This is a genomic window from Geobacter sp. (assembly GCF_030834625.1).
In the GTDB taxonomy this organism is placed as follows: domain Bacteria; phylum Desulfobacterota; class Desulfuromonadia; order Geobacterales; family Geobacteraceae; genus Geobacter.
This window is the reverse complement of sequence record NZ_JAUQXO010000010.1, coordinates 127,739-146,262: the sequence shown is the minus strand read 5'-3', so window position 1 is coordinate 146,262 and position 18,524 is coordinate 127,739. Positions and strand designations below refer to the sequence as shown.

General features: G+C 59.4%; 16 protein-coding genes. 7 read left to right on the top strand and 9 right to left on the bottom strand.

The features are described 5' to 3' along the window. The first annotated feature begins 224 nt into the window (after positions 1-224). The 7 genes from fabG (at position 225) to RCH91_RS01975 (ending at position 8,354) form a co-directional block, all read left to right on the top strand. On the top strand, positions 225-968 hold the full coding sequence (gene fabG, locus RCH91_RS02005; RefSeq protein WP_306532851.1) for a 3-oxoacyl-[acyl-carrier-protein] reductase: 744 nt from the start codon (positions 225-227) through the stop codon (positions 966-968). Between the two features lie 33 nt (positions 969-1,001). Next, the gene (locus RCH91_RS02000) at positions 1,002-2,201 is read left to right on the top strand and encodes a thiolase family protein (RefSeq protein WP_306532850.1); all 1,200 of its coding nucleotides are present in this window, start codon (positions 1,002-1,004) and stop codon (positions 2,199-2,201) included. Between the two features lie 175 nt (positions 2,202-2,376). Next, a complete protein-coding gene (moaA, locus tag RCH91_RS01995; protein ID WP_306532849.1) occupies positions 2,377-3,354 on the top strand; it encodes a GTP 3',8-cyclase MoaA in 978 nt (325 codons plus the stop codon). 37 nt (positions 3,355-3,391) lie between these two features. After that, positions 3,392-3,841: an MOSC domain-containing protein gene (locus RCH91_RS01990; protein ID WP_306532848.1), complete on the top strand. Its 450-nt coding sequence runs from the start codon at positions 3,392-3,394 to the stop codon at positions 3,839-3,841. 254 nt (positions 3,842-4,095) lie between these two features. Then, positions 4,096-4,305, top strand: a complete 210-nt coding sequence (locus RCH91_RS01985) for a hypothetical protein (protein WP_306532847.1) — start codon at positions 4,096-4,098, stop codon at positions 4,303-4,305. A gap of 218 nt (positions 4,306-4,523) precedes the next feature. Further along, positions 4,524-6,323, top strand: coding sequence for a sigma 54-interacting transcriptional regulator (locus RCH91_RS01980; RefSeq protein WP_306532846.1), 1,800 nt, complete (start codon positions 4,524-4,526; stop codon positions 6,321-6,323). A gap of 705 nt (positions 6,324-7,028) precedes the next feature. Next, a complete protein-coding gene (locus RCH91_RS01975) occupies positions 7,029-8,354 on the top strand; it encodes an acetyl-CoA hydrolase/transferase family protein (RefSeq protein WP_306532845.1) in 1,326 nt (441 codons plus the stop codon). Positions 8,355-8,493: 139 nt separating this feature from the next. On the opposite strand, the gene RCH91_RS01970 is transcribed toward RCH91_RS01975, so the two are convergent. The 9 genes from RCH91_RS01970 to RCH91_RS01930 form a co-directional block, all read right to left on the bottom strand. Continuing rightward, positions 8,494-9,315 carry a CoA-transferase subunit beta gene (locus RCH91_RS01970; RefSeq protein ID WP_306532844.1) on the bottom strand — a complete coding sequence of 274 codons (822 nt, stop codon included), beginning with the start codon at positions 9,313-9,315 and terminating at the stop codon, positions 8,494-8,496. A gap of 1 nt (position 9,316) precedes the next feature. Further along, the gene (locus tag RCH91_RS01965) at positions 9,317-10,282 is read right to left on the bottom strand and encodes a CoA transferase subunit A (protein WP_306532843.1); all 966 of its coding nucleotides are present in this window, start codon (positions 10,280-10,282) and stop codon (positions 9,317-9,319) included. 26 nt (positions 10,283-10,308) lie between these two features. Beyond that, positions 10,309-11,466 carry an acyl-CoA dehydrogenase family protein gene (locus tag RCH91_RS01960; RefSeq protein WP_306532842.1) on the bottom strand — a complete coding sequence of 386 codons (1,158 nt, stop codon included), beginning with the start codon at positions 11,464-11,466 and terminating at the stop codon, positions 10,309-10,311. Between the two features lie 199 nt (positions 11,467-11,665). Further along, a complete protein-coding gene (locus RCH91_RS01955) occupies positions 11,666-12,580 on the bottom strand; it encodes an electron transfer flavoprotein subunit alpha/FixB family protein (RefSeq protein ID WP_306532841.1) in 915 nt (304 codons plus the stop codon). 13 nt (positions 12,581-12,593) lie between these two features. Further along, a complete protein-coding gene (locus RCH91_RS01950; RefSeq protein WP_306532840.1) occupies positions 12,594-13,370 on the bottom strand; it encodes an electron transfer flavoprotein subunit beta/FixA family protein in 777 nt (258 codons plus the stop codon). 62 nt (positions 13,371-13,432) lie between these two features. Beyond that, complete coding sequence (locus RCH91_RS01945) at positions 13,433-15,424, bottom strand: heterodisulfide reductase-related iron-sulfur binding cluster (protein WP_306532839.1); 1,992 nt, start codon at positions 15,422-15,424, stop codon at positions 13,433-13,435. Positions 15,425-15,511: 87 nt separating this feature from the next. Continuing rightward, positions 15,512-16,651 (bottom strand): acyl-CoA dehydrogenase, encoded by a 1,140-nt coding sequence (locus RCH91_RS01940; protein WP_306532837.1) that lies wholly within the window; start codon positions 16,649-16,651, stop codon positions 15,512-15,514. A gap of 92 nt (positions 16,652-16,743) precedes the next feature. After that, complete coding sequence (locus tag RCH91_RS01935) at positions 16,744-17,526, bottom strand: enoyl-CoA hydratase/isomerase family protein (RefSeq protein WP_306532835.1); 783 nt, start codon at positions 17,524-17,526, stop codon at positions 16,744-16,746. 60 nt (positions 17,527-17,586) lie between these two features. Next, on the bottom strand, positions 17,587-18,432 hold the full coding sequence (locus tag RCH91_RS01930) for a 3-hydroxybutyryl-CoA dehydrogenase (protein ID WP_306532834.1): 846 nt from the start codon (positions 18,430-18,432) through the stop codon (positions 17,587-17,589). Positions 18,433-18,524: the final 92 nt, after the last annotated feature.

Below are 18,524 nucleotides of genomic sequence, written 5' to 3'. Positions count from 1 at the left end.
AAAGCCGCTCCATTTTCTCTCCTCGTATTTGGATGGATCGCAGGTACGATCATCGGAATAATTGAAGCGACGACAATGACTTACAAGCGCAAGTAAATTTTTGTTGACATAAAAAAGGTATTGCAGTACTTGTTTACCATAATGCTAAAAGTTTGGACGCCCGGCCCAGTAGCAGGATCGCCGAAATATCAACACCAACCCAGCAGTCTAACAAGGAGGAGAACATGGATCTCAAAGGGAAAAATGCAATTGTAACCGGCGCCAGTCTTGGTATCGGGAGCGCCATCGCGCTGGACCTGGCAAAAAACGGTGCCAACGTCGCCATCAACTACCGCAAGCACTCCGAGGAAGCCAACGCCATCTGTGCCGAAATCCAGAAGATGGGGCAAAAGGCCATCGCGGTCCAGGCTGACGTAGCCAGCTTCAAGGATGCCCAGGCCATGGTGGACAAAGTCGTCGCAGAACTGGGGAGCGTGGATATCCTGGTGAACAACGCCGGGGTCAACCGTGACGCCGTCATCTGGAAAATGACCGAGGAGCAGTGGGATGATTGCCTTGCCATCAACCTGAAGGGTTATTTCAACTACTGTCGCGCCGTTGCCCCCCTGATGAAAGAGCAGGGGAGCGGCAAGATCGTCAACGTCACCTCCATCAACGGCATGCGCGGCAAATTCGGCCAGGCGAACTACGCCGCCGCCAAAGCCGGCATCATCGGCCTCACCAAGACCATCGCCCGGGAACTGGCAAAATCCAACGTCAACTGCAACGCCATCGCCCCCGGCCTCATCGAGACCGAAATGATGGCAGCCCTGCCGGAAGACGTGAAGCAGAAATCCCTGGCGGACATCGTCCTTGGCCGCATGGGTCAGCCGGAAGAAGTGGCCTGGCTGGTCACCTTCCTCTGTAGCGAAAAGTCCCGCCACATCACCGGCGAATGCATCAAAGTGGACGGCGGCCAATATATCTAGAAATCCAAACATCTCTGAGTCATGGAGGTTTCAATGCGTGAAGCAGTAATCATCGATGCCGTACGGACGCCGGTGGGAAAATTCGGCGGCGCGTTAAAAAATGTCCGCTCTGACGATCTGGCAGCCCATTGCATAGCCGAGCTCGTCAAGCGCAACAACCTCGATCCGAACCTGATCGAGGATGTGGTACTCGGCTGCACAAACGGGGCGGGCGAAGACAACCGCAACGTGGGCCGGATGGCGGCACTGCTTGCCGGTCTGCCCTACTCGGTAGCCGGGCAGACCATCAACCGTCTCTGCGCCTCGGGCCTGAACGCTGTCAACAGCGCAGCCCAGGCCATCAAGGTCGGCGAAGGGAACGTCTTCATCGCCGGCGGCACCGAATCCATGACCCGCGCCCCCTTTGTCATGGCCAAGGCGGAATCGCCCTTCTCCCGCGACATCAAGGTCTTTGACACGGTCATCGGCTGGCGTTTCACCAACCCGAAGATGACCGAACCGTACGCCAAGGAAGGGATGGGCGAAACCGCCGAGAACGTGGCGGTGCGGTACGGTCTCACCCGCCAGGAGCAGGACGAATTCGCCCTTGAGACCCAGAAGAAATGGGCTGCCGCCGACGCTGCCGGCAGATTCAATGACGAGATCGTTCCCGTCGTCATTCCCCAGAAGAAGGGTGACCCGATCATTGTCTCCAAAGACGAGTTCCCCCGGGGCAACGACGTCACCATGGAGCAGTTGGCCAAACTGCCGGCTGCCTTCAGAAAAGACGGCACCGTCACCGCCGGCAACTCCAGCGGCATCAACGATGGCGCAGCAGCACTGCTCATGATGGAGGCCGAAACCGCCAAGAAGCTCGGCTACAAGCCCCTTGTGAGGGTCGTTGCCAGCGCCGTTGTCGGCTGTGATCCTTCCTACATGGGGCTCGGTCCCATTCCCGCGATCCAGAAGGTGCTGGAACGGGCCGGTTTGAAGGTCGAAGACATCGATCTCTTCGAACTGAACGAGGCATTTGCCGCCCAGTCCATCCCCTGCATCCGTGAGCTGGGAATAGACCCGGCAAAGGTGAACGTCAACGGCGGCTCCATCGCCATCGGTCACCCTCTGGGTTCCACCGGGGCACGCATAACGGCAACGCTGGTACATGAGATGAAACGCCGCGGCTCGCGCTACGGGCTCGTGTCCCTGTGCATCGGCGTCGGTCAGGGAATTGCGACGGTCTTTGAGCGGGTGTAAACGGAAAAGGGGAGGTGGCGACACCTCCCCTTTTCGGGATATTTCAGCGTACCTGAAGTCATTAGGTTGATGCGGGGCAGAATGTCTGACGGTAAGAAAGAAGGGTCAAAGCGGACCGGGCTCGAACGATACGGTTTCACGACTTTCACGACCCGGTAGAACGAAGGAGTTCTCCATGGAGTTAACTGACACCTTCGGCAGGACGATTAACTATCTGAGGCTCTCCGTTACGGATCGCTGCAACATGCGGTGTGTCTACTGCATGCCTGCGGAGGGGCTGCCCCTTCGTTCCCACCGCGAGATCCTGAGCTACGAGGAGCTGTTAAGCATCGCACGGACTGCCGTTTCCCTGGGGATAGAGAAGATTCGGGTGACAGGAGGCGAGCCTCTCGTCCGCAAGGGAATCCTCGGTTTCCTCGCGCAACTGGCGGAGACTCCCGGCTTGCGGCAACTTGTGCTGACCACCAATGCTCTTCATCTGGCAGAGATGGCAGAGAGTCTCAAATTCGCCGGCGTCCAGCGGCTGAACATCAGTCTCGATTCCCTCAAGCCGGACACGTTTTCCGCCATCACCCGGGGGGCCGACGTGGGCCGTGTCATGGCAGGTATCGATGCTGCCGAACGGGCGGGCTTTCCCCTTAAAATCAATATGGTTGTCATGAACGGGATCAATGACGACGAGATCCTCGATTTTGTCGCCATGACCATGGACCGGGCGGTGACGGTGCGCTTCATCGAGTACATGCCGGCCATAAAGGCGACAGACTGGGAATCCCGCGTGGTTCCAGGAGATACCATTCTCGAGCGGATTGCCGAACGCTTCACCTTCATGTCCGAGGCGCGGGAAAGTCTCGCGGGACCTGCCAGAATTTTCCGCGTTGACGGTGCCGCCGGGACGTTCGGCATCATCAGTCCCGTCACCGGTCATTTCTGTGAAGAATGTAACCGGATTCGGGTGACGGCGGCCGGGCGGGCACGAAGCTGTCTCTTCTCGGATCGAGAAGTCGACTTGAAGCCGTTTCTTGCTATCGGGGACGACAGAGCTTTGGCGGCGGCCCTGCGCCAGGTGGTAACTTTCAAGCCTCGGCGGCACCTGCTGGCGGAAGCGGAGCAGCAGTTTACCCCCTTCGCCATGGCCGCCGTCGGCGGATGACTGATCAGCAGAACCTGTACGGAGAGAGGAGCCTGCCATGCCGCCAGTCATCATGTCTGTGTGCACCAGCGAGAATAAGGGAGAGCGTAAAACGCCGGTTATCGCCGTCGAGTTGCGTGAAAACCATGGCATTATCGGTGATGCCCATGCGGGTGACTGGCACCGACAGGTGAGTCTCCTGGCCACGGAGAGCATTGCCAAAATGCGTGCCCTCGGGCTCGACGTCGATTCCGGCGACTTTGCCGAAAATATCACCACGAGCGGGATCGATCTCGTTGCTCTGCCGATAGGAACGCTGCTCAAGCTGGGGGAGGCAGTCGTGGAGGTGACCCAGATAGGGAAAGAGTGCCATACCCGCTGTGCCATCTACTACCAGGCGGGAGATTGCGTCATGCCGAAAGAGGGGATCTTTGCGCGGGTTCTCCGGGGGGGGAAGATTGTTCCGGGAGCGTCAATCCATCGCCTTGAAGGCATCGACGAGCCGTAGAACCCTTCTCCTGCCAACGTAGTGTTTCTCTTCTTTCATGTTACCCGGCGGGCTGCAGGTGACAGAAATACACGCTTCAATCCTTCCATAAATGTCCCGTACGTAAAACAAAGACCTGACCTTTCAACGGGACGATGTGCCCAATGCCTCCCGGAACAGCCCTTGTCGATGATATTTTGCACTGGAAGCGGCCACCGCTTTTCTGGAAAAGAGAACAGCGGAAGCCAAGGCTGGTGCCTAGTCATGGAGGTCCAATGAACAGCAATCGGATCAAGTCTCCTGATATTATCGATGTCCACATGCATTGTTTTACGGGGCGTCAGCATGGGGAAGCCGTTGCACGCGACATCTGTTTTGTCTCAGACGCTCTCCTTCGCCATGCCGGAACGGTTCTTGACTACATAAACAATGGTGAGGGAACTGAAATTGCCGGAAGAAATCGAAGCACAGGTGTTCAACGGTAATCCCACATGGTTTTTAGGGTGCGCTTTGAATGGTGTATAGCCATAGTATGCATTCAATTAAAATAATGTTTCAAATCGTTGACAAGAATCTAACCCCTTGCATATACTCAATAATACGCATAAAAGTCTAGCTTGTGCGAGCGCTGCTGTGAGTGGTGTTGACGCCTTCTAAACACAAATTAGTCTATTGGAGTAGGTAAGCGAGAGAAAAGGTTTTTATGAATAGTGCCGATGTTAGTGCGATGGGTGGGTCGATCGGGGACCCGCCGGTAGAGGCTGGCCGTGCAGGGATTCTCCGGGTGGACACCGATCTCGGAATTGTTTCCCTCGGTGAGACCGCCGGCAGGCTGATAGGCATGCCTCCAGAGGCCCTCCTGGGACGGAGGATCGGAGATATCTTCGATCTGGCGAACCTCGGCAACCTCATGCGAAGCGGTATCAGTTTCAGCCACCAGATCATAAAGCTGGAGACGAAGCATATAGTCTGCGATTACGTGCCGATCATCGAGGATGACCGGATTGTGGGAGGGGCGCTGTCGCTCCTCAGGATGCTTCCCGAAGATGTCACCGACTCGACCGACGACCTCGGTGAAATTCTCCGTTCAACCAATTCCTTCCTGAATTTTGATCACGATGGAATTATTGTTGTTGACCGAAAGGGCATAGTGGTCCTGGTCAACCAGTCTTTCGCCAAACTGTTCGATACAACCCCGCAGACCATGATCGGCAAGCACATACAGCAAGCCTATACCAATAATTCCCAGCCCTCACGCATGCCTTTGGTGATGGAAACCGGCAAGCCGGAGATCGGCATCACCCATTATCTGAACGGCAAACAGGTGTACGCCAGTATCTTTCCGCTTATCAAGGAAGACAGGGTGATCGGCTGCGTGGGAAAGATTCTCTTTAGTGACATACGGGAGATCACCCTCATTGCCAGCCGCCTGGCCGCGTCGGAACCGCGGAAACAACAACGAAATATTACGGGCAGCGAGGCCTTCTTCAAATACGATATCAACAGCATCGTCGGCCAGAGCAGAAAGATCGCGGAGTTGAAGGATATCCTTCAGCGAGTCGCCCTCAAGACCTCCAACATCCTCCTGCGAGGGGAGAGCGGGACCGGCAAGGAGCTTTTCGCCCACGCCATTCACTCCGCCAGCAACCGACGTTATGCGCCATTCGTCAAGATGAACTGCGCAGCCATACCCGAACACCTTCTGGAGTCGGAGCTTTTCGGTTATGTGGAGGGTGCCTTCACTGGAGCCAAGAAGGGGGGGCAACTCGGGAGGTTTGAACAGGCCCATACCGGCACCATCTTCCTTGACGAGATCGGTGACATGCCACTCTATATGCAGGCCAAAATGCTGCGGCTGTTGCAGGAAAAGGAGTTGACGCCGCTGGGAAGCACAAGCTCGAGGAATGTCGATGTCCGACTGGTGGCAGCTACCAACAGCAACCTCGAGCAGCAGGTCAAGGAAGGAAAATTTCGGGAAGATCTCTACTACCGGCTCAACGTGGTAACCCTCACCATCCCCCCGCTTCGGGAGCGAATGGAGGATATCTCGTCCATCATCAGCAGTTTCATCGACAAGTTTAACGTTGAATTCGGACTTGACGTGCAGGGACTCGATGACGAGGCATGGGATATAATCAGGCGCTACGACTGGCCGGGGAACATCCGCGAACTCCGCAATGTGATTGAAAGCGCGTTCAACGTGGTCGTCGGTCCTCTGATCAAGAGAGAGCATTTTCCCGATCAGCTTTGCCGGCTGTTCCCCCGTGAAGGTATAGAGTCCGCCCGCGCCACTGCCCCGGGAGCCGAGGAGTTCATCCGCGCCAGTCTCGGCAAAAAGGATATCAGCCAGATTGTCGACGAATTTGAAAAGCTGCTCATTCACGAGGCAATCGAGTCCAGCCACGGGAACAAGGTCCATGCTGCCCAACTCTTGGGGATCTCACGGCAGGGACTCTACAAAAAGCTGCAAAAGCACGCCGGTCAGGATGAACACCCAGCCTGAACACCACACGCAAGCAAAAGGGCAGAAAAACTGGCCGGGGATAGTGTGCCCACAATCCTGAGACCGATTAATGAACTTGCCTGATTACCCCACCTGCCATATTCACACCCTGTTCACCTCACAAGCATCTATTACTCCATGTCGCTAACAATGTTATAAATTGAAACGCAGTGTTTATTAAGAAGTGAGCAAAATTTATTAAGTATGCCTGGTCAGTTCGGAATGGCGCATAGACGTCAAGAAGTGTAAACTATTGTTTACATGTGGAACAAGAACTGTAAATCTCGTTCAACTGTCTGATTAAAAAGAGCATTTATCTCGTTTGTCAATTCAATTCAGTCTATCTGGTGACAACATAAGTTTACATGGATAATCGAGTGAATTCCCGTATACATGATGCGTGTTCGACGAAACTGGTGGATTTACGAGGAAATCGAGAAAAAGCATTTGATTTGTAGAAAAACAATGTTTTGGTATTGCCCTTGCTATGTAGTTCATTACGATGTCTGCTGGAGCATAAACGTCACCTGCGGAAGGAGAATATCCAGGATGTGTATGTTTTTGTCATTATCATCGGGGTGAAGGGAATCAAAGCTGGAATGGATTACTTGATGGGAATGTAGTGAAATTGGGCACAAACCAAGCGCAGGTTTACGGAATAACTGTTCAGTCTATCAGAACATATTCAAAATGGAGGTATCAGCCGTGAACACCGTCACACAAACCAAAAAGAGTTTTCAGCAGGAGTACAAACAGAAACTCTGCACTGCGACTGAAGCAGCAATAATCGTGAAGTCTGGCGATCACCTCTGCTTTCCCCTCGGCGTAGGAGAGCCGACCCTCTTCGTCAAGGCGTTGGCGGCGCGCAAGCGAGAATTGGAAGGGGTTGTCGTCAACCAGCAGCATCACCTCTGTCCCGACTATTTCACCGAGGATTCGGTCCCGCATATCAAGGTAAATGCGTGGTTCACCAGTCACGTTTCCCGCGAAGCTGTGCAGAAAGGGTGGGCAGACTTTGTCCCCAACCACTTCAGCGAGGTCCCCAAACTGATGCGGGATTATTGGCCCGTCGACGTGGCGGGAACCGTGGTTTCCCCCATGGATGAATATGGCTACTTTACCTGCAGTCTGTCCGTGGGCTACACCATGGAAGCAGTAAGGAAAGCAGTGCAGACTGGGGGAAAGGTTGTGGTGCAGGTGAACCCCCAGTGCCCCCGTACCCACGGCAACTGTCATATTCACATCTCCGAAGTTACCCATATCATCGAGTGCGACGAACCCCTCAAGGAGCTGGATATCCCCCCCGTTTCTGCGGTTGAAGAGGCCATCGGCGGCTACATAGCTGAAATGATCGAGGACGGATCAACCCTCCAGATGGGGTGGGGCGGCATTCCCAATGCGGTTTGCACTGCACTGCTCAAGAAGAAGGATTTGGGAATACACACCGAACTGATCTCTAACGGCATTGTAGATCTGATGCTTTCCGGCGCGGTAAACAATTCCCGCAAGAACATCCACCGCGGCAAGACCGTGGGTACCTTTACCCTGGGAACGCGGAAAGTATTCGAGTTCATGAACGAAAACCCCACCATTGAGATGCATCCGGTGGACTACGTCAATGATCCGTGCGTCATAGGCCAAATCGACAATATGGTTGCCATCAATGCCACCATTCAGGTGGATCTGCTTGGGCAGTGCTGTTCCGAATCCTTTGGCCACCTGCAATGGAGCGGCACGGGCGGACAGGCCGACTTTGCCCGCGGTGCCAACAGATCCCGAGGCGGGAAAGCATTCATCTGCACGGCGTCAACTGCCAAGAATGGAACGATATCATGCATCGTTCCGGCCCTGATGCAAGGTTCGTCTGTCACTACCAGCAAGAACGATGTGGATCACGTGGTGACCGAGTTCGGGGTAGCCAAGCTCCGGGGCCAGACCGCCAAGCAACGGGCCATGAACCTGATCAATGTCGCCCATCCCGACTTCCGGGGTGAACTCATGGAGGCAGCCAGGAGAATGAACCGCATCTAGTTTAACGAAATGGCCCGGTACCCCTCAGGACTGGGACCAGCACCGTACGCACGGGAAGCTATTTTCTCCCTGCGTACGGTGCTTTTTTGTCAATCGGCCGGTTAATGTGTCGAGTTGCTTAAAAAATTACACTAAACGCCTACGCATTTTTCACTTTGGGGATGAATATCTGCTCGGGATCGAGGACGTCGTGGATGAAGTGCAGCTCTTCACGGGTGGGGGGGAGGGTTTCGCCGCTGACCCGGGAGATGTCCAGGTGGAAGTGACACATCTCCCTGATTTCCTCAGGCGTCTTGCCGGGGTGGCAGGTGTCCAGGTAGATGCGGCCGGTTTCGTCATCGAAGCGGAAGACGCCGGCAGTGCTGATGACAGCTGAGGGGCCGCCGCGGTAGGCGGCACCGTAGAGCTCCCGGCGATGGACAAAGTCGCCTTCCGGCCACTTTTTCACCCGCCAGCCGGGGCTTGTGATGTAGCTGACGTTGGGGGTAAAGCGGCGCTTTTCGTGGACCATGATGAAGACGGTCCGCTTGGCGAAGGAGTTGATGTCGGGATTGCCTCCGCTGCCGGTGAGGCGCAGTTCGGGGTTCAGGTAGTCGCCGATGCAGGTGGTGTTCACGTTGCCGTATTCATCCACTTCGGCGCCCCCCAGGAAGCCCAGGTCCACGTAGCCCCGCTGGGCGATGCTGAAGGCGTCGTAGAGCCCCGATGAGCGGGAGGCTCCCATTTCGCACCGGGCATCGCCCACCGACGTGGGGATTGCCGGCGGACGGCCGTCCAGGGTCCCGGCCTCGAAGATGAGTTTAAGGTTAGGGGCGTGGGTTCTCTGAGCCAGCATGATCGCCACCATGGGGAGGCCGGTGCCGGCAAAGACGATTTCGTTGTCCTGCACCTCGCGGGACGCCGCGCAGCACAGCAGGTCGGCAAGGCCGTATTCTTCCGGATTCGCGTACTCTCTGCTCATATCATTGCCCCCTCTTCACGCCGGTCGAGTAGTTGAGCGCGGTGTTCGCCTTCAGGGTAAGCATCCGCGGCCAGCCGAGCTTTTCCAGGTAGCTCATGTGGTCGAGCCCCGTGATCCACTCCTTCGTGAAATCGTCAAACCCTTCCTGGGTCCGTGTCCGGCCATAGAAATCCTTGAGGAAGGCGCCGTCCACGTCGTAGCGGCCGAACATGCCGGTGGGGTGGGCGCCGAAGGGGCATTCCAGGATGTAGTCCACCTCGAAACTGGTGATGGTGTTGCGGTCGGCCTCTCGGCGCAGATACTCCTCGGGGACAATCTCCTCGGCCATGACGATGGTGATGTCCGCGGCTCGGGCTGCCTCGGGGTCTGAGTAGTACTGGCCGCTCGTGCGCACCGTCCCTTCTTCCCCCACCTGTTGGACGCACATTATCGCGATGTCCACCTTTGCCGCCGGCACCAGCACCTGTGAGCCCGCGCCGTAGAAGGGGTCTTCGGTGAAGATGTATTTGTGCTTGGGGATTCGCTTCCCGTCCCGTTTGCCGGCGCGGCCGAGCATGTCGTATTCGGGGTTGTGGATGTCGGTACCGAGGGATGTCTGGGTGGCGGCGTAGGGGGCGCCGGATGCGCCGGCGGCGAAGCGGAACATCATCTCTGCGTGGCTGTAGTCCTCGACGATGATTTCCTTGTTCCCCACCTTGCGGGAGAGGTTGGCGCCGTACTTGCCGTAGAGCTCGTGCCCAACCCAGCACGACTCCCAGACATCCACGCATCCGGCCCCCACGAGGAATTCGGTGTGGGGTCCGCCGTTCACCTCGATGAGGTGGAGCCCCCGTTTGTGCTGACGTATCAGCTCGAAGACGATGGCCATGGGACGGCGCCAGATGGTGAATCCGGAGAAGGTGAGACTGGAGCCGTCCTTGATGATCTCGGCGGCCTGCTGCAGGGTTATGCGTTTATCTGCGCCCATACATACCTCCTTATATGGTTGTTCTGTTAGCTAAAATTCTTAAGGATTTCCCGAGAGATAACCAGCCGCTGGATCTCGCTGGTACCTTCGTAGATGGACGTGATCCGTGCATCGCGGGCGTAGCGCTCCACCGGGAAATCCCGGGTGTAGCCGTACCCTCCGAGCATCTGGATTGCCGAGTAGCAGGCCCGGTTGGCTGCCTCGGTGGCGTAGAGCTTCGCCATGGAGGCCTCCTTGGCGAACGACTTCCCCTGGTCCTTGCGGAAGGCCGCGTTCATCAGGAGGAGCCGCGCCGCTTCCAGCTCGGTGTAGGCATCGGCCACCATCCACTGGATCGCCTGGAAGGAGCTGATCTTCTGGCCGAACTGGCTCCGCTCGGTGGCGTAGCGGGTGGCGTAATCCATGGCCGCCAGCCCGACGCCGAGCCCCAGGGAGCCGATGCCGATCCGGCCGCCGGCCAGCTCGCTCACGGCGATCCGGAAACCGTCGTTCAGTTTCCCCATCATGGCGCTCCTGGGGATGCGGCAGTCGGAGAAGATCACCTCGTTGGTGGCCGAAGCGTGCTGCCCCATCTTGTGCTCTTCCTTGCCGATGATGAGGCCGGGCGTTCCGGCCTCCACCAGGAAGCAGCTGATTCCCTTTCCCTTGGGGGCCGCCTTGTCGGTGACCGCCCAGACCACGAAGACCCCGGCATAGGAGGCGCTCGTGATGAAGATCTTGGAGCCGTTCAGCACCCAGGAGTCCCCGTCGTCCACGGCCTGTGTCACCATCCCGGCCGGATCGGAGCCGGCGCAGGTCTCCGTGAGGGCGAAGCTGGCGGCGGCATACTCGCCGGAGCAGATCTTAGGGATGTAGGCCCGCCTCTGCTCCTCGGAGCCCACCGCCTGGATCACCTCGGCGGCCATGTTGTTGACCGACACGGTGACGGCCGTGGAGGCGCAGGCCCGGGCGATCTCGGTCATGGCCAGGCTGAAGGAGATGGCCCCGGCTTCGGCGCCGCCGTATTCCTCCCGCACGTTCAGCCCCATGAAGCCCAGTTCGGCCAGCTTCTTCAGGTTGGCCAGCAGGGGGCCCCGATCGTTTCCCTGGTCCAGCTGCGCCGCGACGGGCTCCAGTTCGGCCCTGGCGAAGTCCCGGGCAGTGTCCTGAATCAGCTTCTGTTCTTCGGTCAGTTCGAGATGCATCGGTACCTCCCTTACGTCCTCTATCCAATTGCGTCGCTACGCGTGGTCTCATTGTTCTGGTTCAGGTTTGGGAAAATTCCGGGGCAGGCCCGTCGGCCTGCCCCTGCCGATGGCGGCGAACAGGAGTAACAACGATGGCACTATGGAGGGGCAGACCCATGAGGCTCCCCAAAACCAGCGCGTGAAGGCGGATGCACCCTTACGTCAGTTTGGCCGTCAGGGCCGGTACGAACTGCATTACGTCGGCCACCACCAGGACGTCGGCCATCTCGCCGATGGGGGCGTCCTTGTCCTTGTTGATGGCGACGACGAAGTCTGATTTTTTCATGCCGGCCAGGTGCTGGATAGCTCCCGAGATGCCGCAGGCCACGTAGAGCTTGGGGCTGACGCTTTGGCCCGTGGTCCCCACCTGGTGGCTGTGCTCCACCCAGCCGGCATCCACCACCGGCCGGCTCGCCCCCAGCTCGCCCCCCAGGGCCTTGGCCAGGGCCGCGATGGTCGGGATATTGTCCTTCTTCCCCACCCCCCGGCCGGCGCTGACGATCACCTCGGCCCGGGTCAGGTCCACATCCTTCTTGTCGGCCGGCTCGTAGCCGACAAATTCCACCGACGTCGCCCCGTCGGCCACGTCGATCCGTTCCACCTTTGGCGTCCCCTGGGGAGTGCCCGTGAAACCGAAGGCGCCGGCCTGGATGGTGAGGACCGCCTTGCCGCTCCTGGGCGCTACGGTGCGGCGCATCTTGGCGTTGCAGCAGCCCACCTCGTAGCCGCCGTCCGCGATGCCGACGATCTCCGACACCTGGCCGGCCCTGAGGGCCGCGGCCACCCGGGGCGCCAGGTCCCAGCCGTAGGAGGAGTGGACGAAGACGACGCAGTCGGCGTTTTCCCGTTGGGCCGCATCGAGGACGAGCTTCTTGTGCACGTCGGGGTTGTATTCTCCGTGCTTTGCCGCGTCGGCCAAGTAGACCGTGGCGCTGCAGGCGGGAAGGGCGCTGTCGCTCCCGATGAGGAGCATTGCCTTCTCGGCGCCAAGCCGGTCGGCAAAGGCGAGGAGTTCGTAGGTTGAATCGAGAAGCGTTCCTTCCCGGTATTCGCAGACAAGCAGTGCTTTCATAGGTTTTCTCCTCTCACCGGAGCACGGTTGTTTTTTCTTTCAGGATCCCGTAGAGCTGCTCCACGAGATTCCCCACATCCCCTTCCAGCACAATGCCGCCTCCCTTCCGGGCCGGGGGGTAGAACCGCGCCGTGGCCGCAACGGCCTCTTCCTTCAGCAGGTCGGCCACCGGGATGGCGAGGATTTCCTTCTTCTTGGCCTTCATGATGTTGGGAAGCGTCGGGTAGCGGGGGATATTGAGGCCCAGCTGGCAGGTGACCACGGCCGGGAGCTTCAGCTTCGCGACCCCCTTGATGCCCCCCTCCAGCTCGCGCCTGGCGGTCACCACGCCGTCGGCGAACGCGAACCCCACCAGGGTCGTGGCGCAGGCGTAGCCGAGGAGTTCCGCCACCAGTACCCCCACCTGGGCCGAGCCCCGGTCTTGGGACTGCATGCCGGTGAAGATGAGGTCGAATCCCTCGCCCCGGGCGAACTGGGTGATAACCGAGGCGATCTGCCACGGGTCCTTCCCCTGGGGAGCTGGGTCCTGGATGTGGACACCCCGGTCGCACCCCATGGCGAGGGCCTTCTTGATCGCTTCGTTCACCCGGTCGGGGCCGATGGAGAGGACCGTCACCTCCGGTTCATTCCCCAGCTGCTCCTTGAGCTGAACGGCCTGCTCCACGGCGTATTCGTCGTACTCGTTCATCCGGAAGGCCAGGTCGGCCTCCTCGAACCAGGTGCCGCTGCCGTCGGGCTTGAAGCGGGATTCCATGTCGGGAACCTGTTTGACGCAGACGAGAATTTTCATGGGAACCTCCGATTTTGTAGGGGCGCCGCTTGCCGCGCCCTTGGGCGCAGCAAGCAGCGCCCCTACGTTACGATTCTCTCCGCTACGATTTCCGCCAGATCTCTTACCTTAATGCTCTCCTCGAACCCGCCGGTCTTGATGCCGTCCTCGAACATGGTGAGGCAGAAGGGGCAGTTTGACACCAGGAGCGGCGCGCCGGTCTCTCCGGCCATCCGTACCCGGGCCTCGCTGATCTTCGTGCCGAGCTTTTCCTCGGCCAGGATCCGCCCGCCGCCGGCGCCGCAGCAGAAGCTGTCGCAGCCGGAGCGGTCCATTTCCCGAAGGTCACCGCCGGCGGCGGCCAGGACGGCCCGGGGCTCGGTGAAGATGTCCTTGTAGCGGCCCAGATAGCAGGAGTCGTGGTAGGTGAAGGGGAAGCGTTTCTGTTCGGGAGCAAGTGCGAGGCGACCGCTTTCCATGAGGCTGTGGATGAAGGTGGCGTAGTGCTCGGTCTCCAGTTCAAAGCCCAGGTCCCGGTAGTCGCGGGAGAGGGTGTTGAAGCAGTGGGGGCAGGTGGTGACCACCTTTTTTGCCCCGCTGGCCTTCATGGTCTCGATGTTTTCCTGGGCCACCATCTGGTAGAGGTACTCGTTGCCGAGCTTTCTCACCGGCTCGCCGCAGCACTTCTCGTCCTTGCCGAGGATGCCGACCGTGATACCGGCTGCGGCGCAGATCTTCACGAAGCTGCGGGCCACGTCGCGGTTCCGCTTGTCGAAGGAGGCGTAGCAGCCGGCAAAGTAGAGGATGTCCGCCTCTTCGCCGTCTGAAACCCGGGCCACGGGGAGCCCCTCGGCCCAGTCGCCCCGGCTGGCGTAGGCCAGGCCGAAGGGGTTGCCGTTCACTTCCACGTTGCTGACGGCGGTGCGGACCTCGTCCCCCGGGAATTCACCCTCCATGAGGGAGAGACTGCGCCGCATTTCCAGAATCTTGTTCACGTGTTCGATCTCGGCCGGGCAGATATCCTGGCAGGCCCGGCAGGTGGTGCAGCTCCAGAGGGCATCGGCGGTGACGGTCTCCACCAGTGATGAATCGGGAGCGGTCCAGGCCACTTCCCCCACCTGCTTCACCACCTTCATGGGGGAGAGGGGCTTGTCGGTGGCAGAGGCCGGGCACCGGTCCTGGCACCGTTTGCAGCTTGTGCAGGCGTCGGCGTCGAAGATGTCCTTCCAGGTGAGGTCGGTGACCTTGGTGGCGCCGAACTGCTCCTGGCTTTCGTCCTCCATGTTGAGGGTGCCGATTGTTCCCTTTTCCTCCAGGGGGGCGAAGAACGAGTTGATGCTGGTCGTCAGGATGTGGCGCAGCTTTGTGTAGGGGAGGGCGGCAATGAACCCGAGCACGAGGGTGAAATGGACCCACCAGAGCACCGTGTGCACGGTGCGGATGGAATCGTCGGTGTAGGCCGTGAACATCTGGGCGAAGACGTACCCCACGGGGGAGAAGCGGGCCAGGTCGGGGTTCTGATGAAGCTCCGTGGCGGCCATCCGCGCCCCCTCGACACAGAAGCCGGTCAGGAGGATGGCGAAGAGGAGCTGGTGGATGATCCGGTCGTCGTTGACGGTCTCAAGGCCGTCGGGCTTCACCACGAAGCGGCGGATGGAGAGGCCGGCCAGCATCAGGATAGTGCCGAGGCCGGCCAGGTCCAGAACCAGGGAGAAGGCCTTGTAGAACTCCCCCTTGAGGATGTTCACGTTCATCAGGGGGGTGAAGAAATCGGCCTGGAGCATCACCAGGAGCGTTCCGGCGAAGAGGGTGAGGAACCCCCAGAAGAAGAGGGCGTGGGGAATGCCCCCGTCCTTCACCCGGGCGACCTTGTCCTGACTCAGCACCACGGAGACGAGGCGCTTGACCCGCTCGTCGTAGCGGTCGAACCGGTTGAGAGGCTTTCCCTGCCGCCAGACCGGAAGGCGTTTCCAGAATCCCCAGGCCAGGATGCCGAAGGCGGCAAAGGTGAGGAGGTACATGGGGATGACGACCCCGTGGCCGATGTTCCAGTAGATTTCGCGGGTTGCTTCCATGTCACGATTCCTTGTAGGGGCGGCCCCATGTGGCCGCCCTTGGTCAGGGCAACCACACGGGGTTGCCCCTACAGGCACAATCCGAACCTACGCCAACAGCAACTTCGAAATAACCACCCGCTGCACCTCGTTGGTTCCCTCGTAGATCTCGGTGATCTTGGCGTCGCGAAACATCCGCTCAACCTCGTAATCGCAGATGAAGCCGTAGCCTCCGTGGATCTGGATCGCCTCTTTGGTGACGTAGGTGGCGGCCTCCGAGGCGAGCATCTTGCACATGGCCGACTCCATGGTGTAGCTCTTCTTGGCATCTTTCAGGCAGGCGGCCTTGTAGGTCATGAGCTTGCTGGTCTCAATGCGGGCCCACATATCGGCCAGCTTGAACTGGATCGCCTGGAGGTCGCAGATGGGGGCGCCGAACTGTTTGCGCTCCTTTGAGTAGGCCAGGGCCCGCTCGAAGGCCCCCTCCGCGATCCCCAGGGCCTGGGAGGCGATGCCGATGCGGCCGCCGTTGAGGGTATCCATGGCGATCTTGAAACCTTGTCCTTCCTGGCCCAGCAGGTTTTCCGCCGGAATCCGTACGTCGTCCAGGGCGAAGGCGGTGGTGTAGCTGCCGCGGATTCCCAGTTTCTTCTCGTTCTTGAGGATGGAGACGCCGGGGCTCTTCAGGTCGATGATGAAGGCCGAGACCCCCTTGTGTTTCAGACTCTTGTCGTGGGTGGCGAAAACGACGCCGGTTCCCAGGTAGCCGCCGTTGGTGATGAAGATCTTCGAGCCGTTGATGACGTATTCGTCCCCCTCGCGGCGATAGGTGGTGGAGAGGGCGCCGGCGTCAGAGCCCGCGTCGGGCTCGGTCAGGAGGAAGCAGCCGATGGTCTCGCCGCTGTTCAGGGCCGGCAGCCACTTCTTCTTCTGCTCCTCGGTGCCGAAGGTGTAGATGGGGCCGCAGGCAAGGGAGGTGTGGGCCGAAATAAGGACGCCGCTGGAGCCGCAGGCCTTGGAGACCTCCTCCACCACGATGGCGTAGGAGAGCATGTCGAGGCCGGCCCCGCCGTACTCCTCGGGGAGATAGCTCCCCATGAACCCCATCTCGCTCATCTTCCGCACCAGTTCGTCGGGGATCGCATGCTCCTCGTCGATCTGAACGGCGAGGGGCTTGATCTCCTTCTCCACGAAATCCCGCACGGCGTCCTGCAATACCTTATGGTCCTGGCTCAGCTCGAAGTTCATGGTTGCCTCCGTTATTGGGTCATGTAGGGGCGCTGCTTGCTGCGCCCGTTTTGAACGCCGTAAATGAGGGCGCAGCAAGCAGCGCCCCTACATTATCTCCCCTTAAACACCGCTTTCCGCTTCTCCACAAACGCCCCCATCCCTTCCTTCTGGTCAACCGTGGAGAACAGGACCCCGAAGAGGGAGGCCTCGTAGCGGAAGCCGTCTTCCTTACCCATGTTGAGGCCGTTGGCGATGGCGTTCTTGGCGTAGGTGACCCCCAGGGGGCCGACGCCGGCAATGGCGGCCGCGGTCTCCCGCGCCTTTGCCAGAAGCTCCTCCGGAGCGAAAATCTCGTTGACGATCCCCCAGGCCTGTGCCTTGTCGGCCGTGATCATCCAGCCGGTGAAGATCAGCTCGTTGGCCCGGTTCTTACCGATGAGCCGCGCCAGGTTCTGGGTGCCGCCGAAGCCGGGGATGATGCCGAGGGTCACCTCGGGAAAGCCGAGCTTCGCCTTCTCCGAGGCGTAGATGAAGTCGCACCCCAGGGCCAGTTCCAGCCCGCCCCCCAAGGCGAAGCCGTTCACGGCGGCGATGACCGGGGTCTTCATCTTTTCCATGGCCATCATGCAGTGCTGACCCTTCAGGGCGAACTGGTGACCCTCGAAGGAGGACATGGCCGCCATCTCCTTGATGTCGGCCCCGGCCACGAAGGCCTTCTCGCCGGCGCCGGTGAGGACCACCACCCGGACCGCGGGATCGTATTCCAGCTGATAGAAGGCTGAGGCCAGCTCCGTCAGCACCTCGCTGTTCAGGGCGTTGAGAGCCTGGGGGCGGTTGACGGTGAGGGTGGCGACGCCGTCGGCGGTTTCGATGAGCAGGTTCTTGAATTCCATGGATGGTCTCCTGTAGGGGCGGGGTTCCCCCGCCTAGGGCGCGGCAACCGCGCCCCTACATTAGTACGTGTAGAAACCGCGTCCTGACTTCCGCCCCAGGTACCCCGCATTCACCATCTTCACCAGGAGCGGGCAGGGGCGGTACTTGGGATCCTTGAAGCCGTCGTACAGGACATTCATGATCGCCAGGCAGGTGTCGAGGCCGATGAAGTCTGCCAGAGTCAGGGGCCCCATGGGCTGGTTGGTGCCGAGCTTCATCCCCTTGTCGATGTCCTCGGCGGTGGCGATTCCCTCGTAGAGGGCGAAGACCGCCTCGTTGATCATCGGCATGAGAATGCGGTTGACGATGAAGCCGGGGTAGTCCTGGGAAACCGCCATCTCCTTGTCGAGCTTTGCCACCAGTTCGGCGGTGAGGCGGAAGGTGGCGTCGCTGGTGGCGTGGCCCCGGATGACCTCCACCAGCTTCATCACCGGCACCGGGTTCATGAAGTGCATGCCGATGACCTTGTCCGGGCGTCGGGTGACGGCGGCGATTTTGGTGATGGGGATGGAGGAGGTGTTCGAGGCCAGGATGGCGCCCGGTTGGACGATTTCGTCCAGCTTGCGGAAGATGTCCAGCTTGAGGGGCTCGTGCTCCGTGACCGCCTCCACGCAGAAGTCGCAGCCGGCGAGATCGGTCATGTTCTTCGTGGTCAGGATCCTGTCGATGGTCTCGCCCACCAGGGCTTCGGGGATGACCCCCTTCTTGGCCTGGCGCTCCAGGTTCTGCCTGATGGTTGACACCGCCTTTTCGAGCTGAAGTTCGGCAATGTCGAAGAGCACCACGTCATAGCCGAACTGGGCAAACACGTGGGCGATGCCGTTTCCCATCTGACCTGCGCCAAGAACACCTACTTTTGTGATCATAAGCTGCCTCCATTTCAGAAACTGAATAACACTGAGCAACGGAGCAACGGAGAAAATCGGGAAGCTAAGAAAAAGAGTTTATTGTCTTTCTC

Bases quoted from the DNA above. Each gene is read 5' to 3' on its own strand.
- RCH91_RS01985 (WP_306532847.1), top strand. From the start codon at position 4,096: ATGAACAGCAATCGGATCAAGTCTCCTGATATTATCGATGTCCACATG.
- RCH91_RS01980 (WP_306532846.1), top strand. From the start codon at position 4,524: ATGAATAGTGCCGATGTTAGTGCGATGGGTGGGTCGATCGGGGACCCG.
- RCH91_RS01935 (WP_306532835.1), bottom strand. From the start codon at position 17,526: ATGGAATTCAAGAACCTGCTCATCGAAACCGCCGACGGCGTCGCCACC.
- RCH91_RS01940 (WP_306532837.1), bottom strand. From the start codon at position 16,651: ATGAACTTCGAGCTGAGCCAGGACCATAAGGTATTGCAGGACGCCGTG.
- fabG (WP_306532851.1), top strand. From the start codon at position 225: ATGGATCTCAAAGGGAAAAATGCAATTGTAACCGGCGCCAGTCTTGGT.
- RCH91_RS01970 (WP_306532844.1), bottom strand. From the start codon at position 9,315: ATGAGCAGAGAGTACGCGAATCCGGAAGAATACGGCCTTGCCGACCTG.
- RCH91_RS01990 (WP_306532848.1), top strand. From the start codon at position 3,392: ATGCCGCCAGTCATCATGTCTGTGTGCACCAGCGAGAATAAGGGAGAG.
- RCH91_RS01930 (WP_306532834.1), bottom strand. From the start codon at position 18,432: ATGATCACAAAAGTAGGTGTTCTTGGCGCAGGTCAGATGGGAAACGGC.
- RCH91_RS01960 (WP_306532842.1), bottom strand. From the start codon at position 11,466: ATGCATCTCGAACTGACCGAAGAACAGAAGCTGATTCAGGACACTGCC.
- moaA (WP_306532849.1), top strand. From the start codon at position 2,377: ATGGAGTTAACTGACACCTTCGGCAGGACGATTAACTATCTGAGGCTC.
- RCH91_RS02000 (WP_306532850.1), top strand. From the start codon at position 1,002: ATGCGTGAAGCAGTAATCATCGATGCCGTACGGACGCCGGTGGGAAAA.
- RCH91_RS01955 (WP_306532841.1), bottom strand. From the start codon at position 12,580: ATGAAAGCACTGCTTGTCTGCGAATACCGGGAAGGAACGCTTCTCGAT.
- RCH91_RS01965 (WP_306532843.1), bottom strand. From the start codon at position 10,282: ATGGGCGCAGATAAACGCATAACCCTGCAGCAGGCCGCCGAGATCATC.
- RCH91_RS01950 (WP_306532840.1), bottom strand. From the start codon at position 13,370: ATGAAAATTCTCGTCTGCGTCAAACAGGTTCCCGACATGGAATCCCGC.
- RCH91_RS01945 (WP_306532839.1), bottom strand. From the start codon at position 15,424: ATGGAAGCAACCCGCGAAATCTACTGGAACATCGGCCACGGGGTCGTC.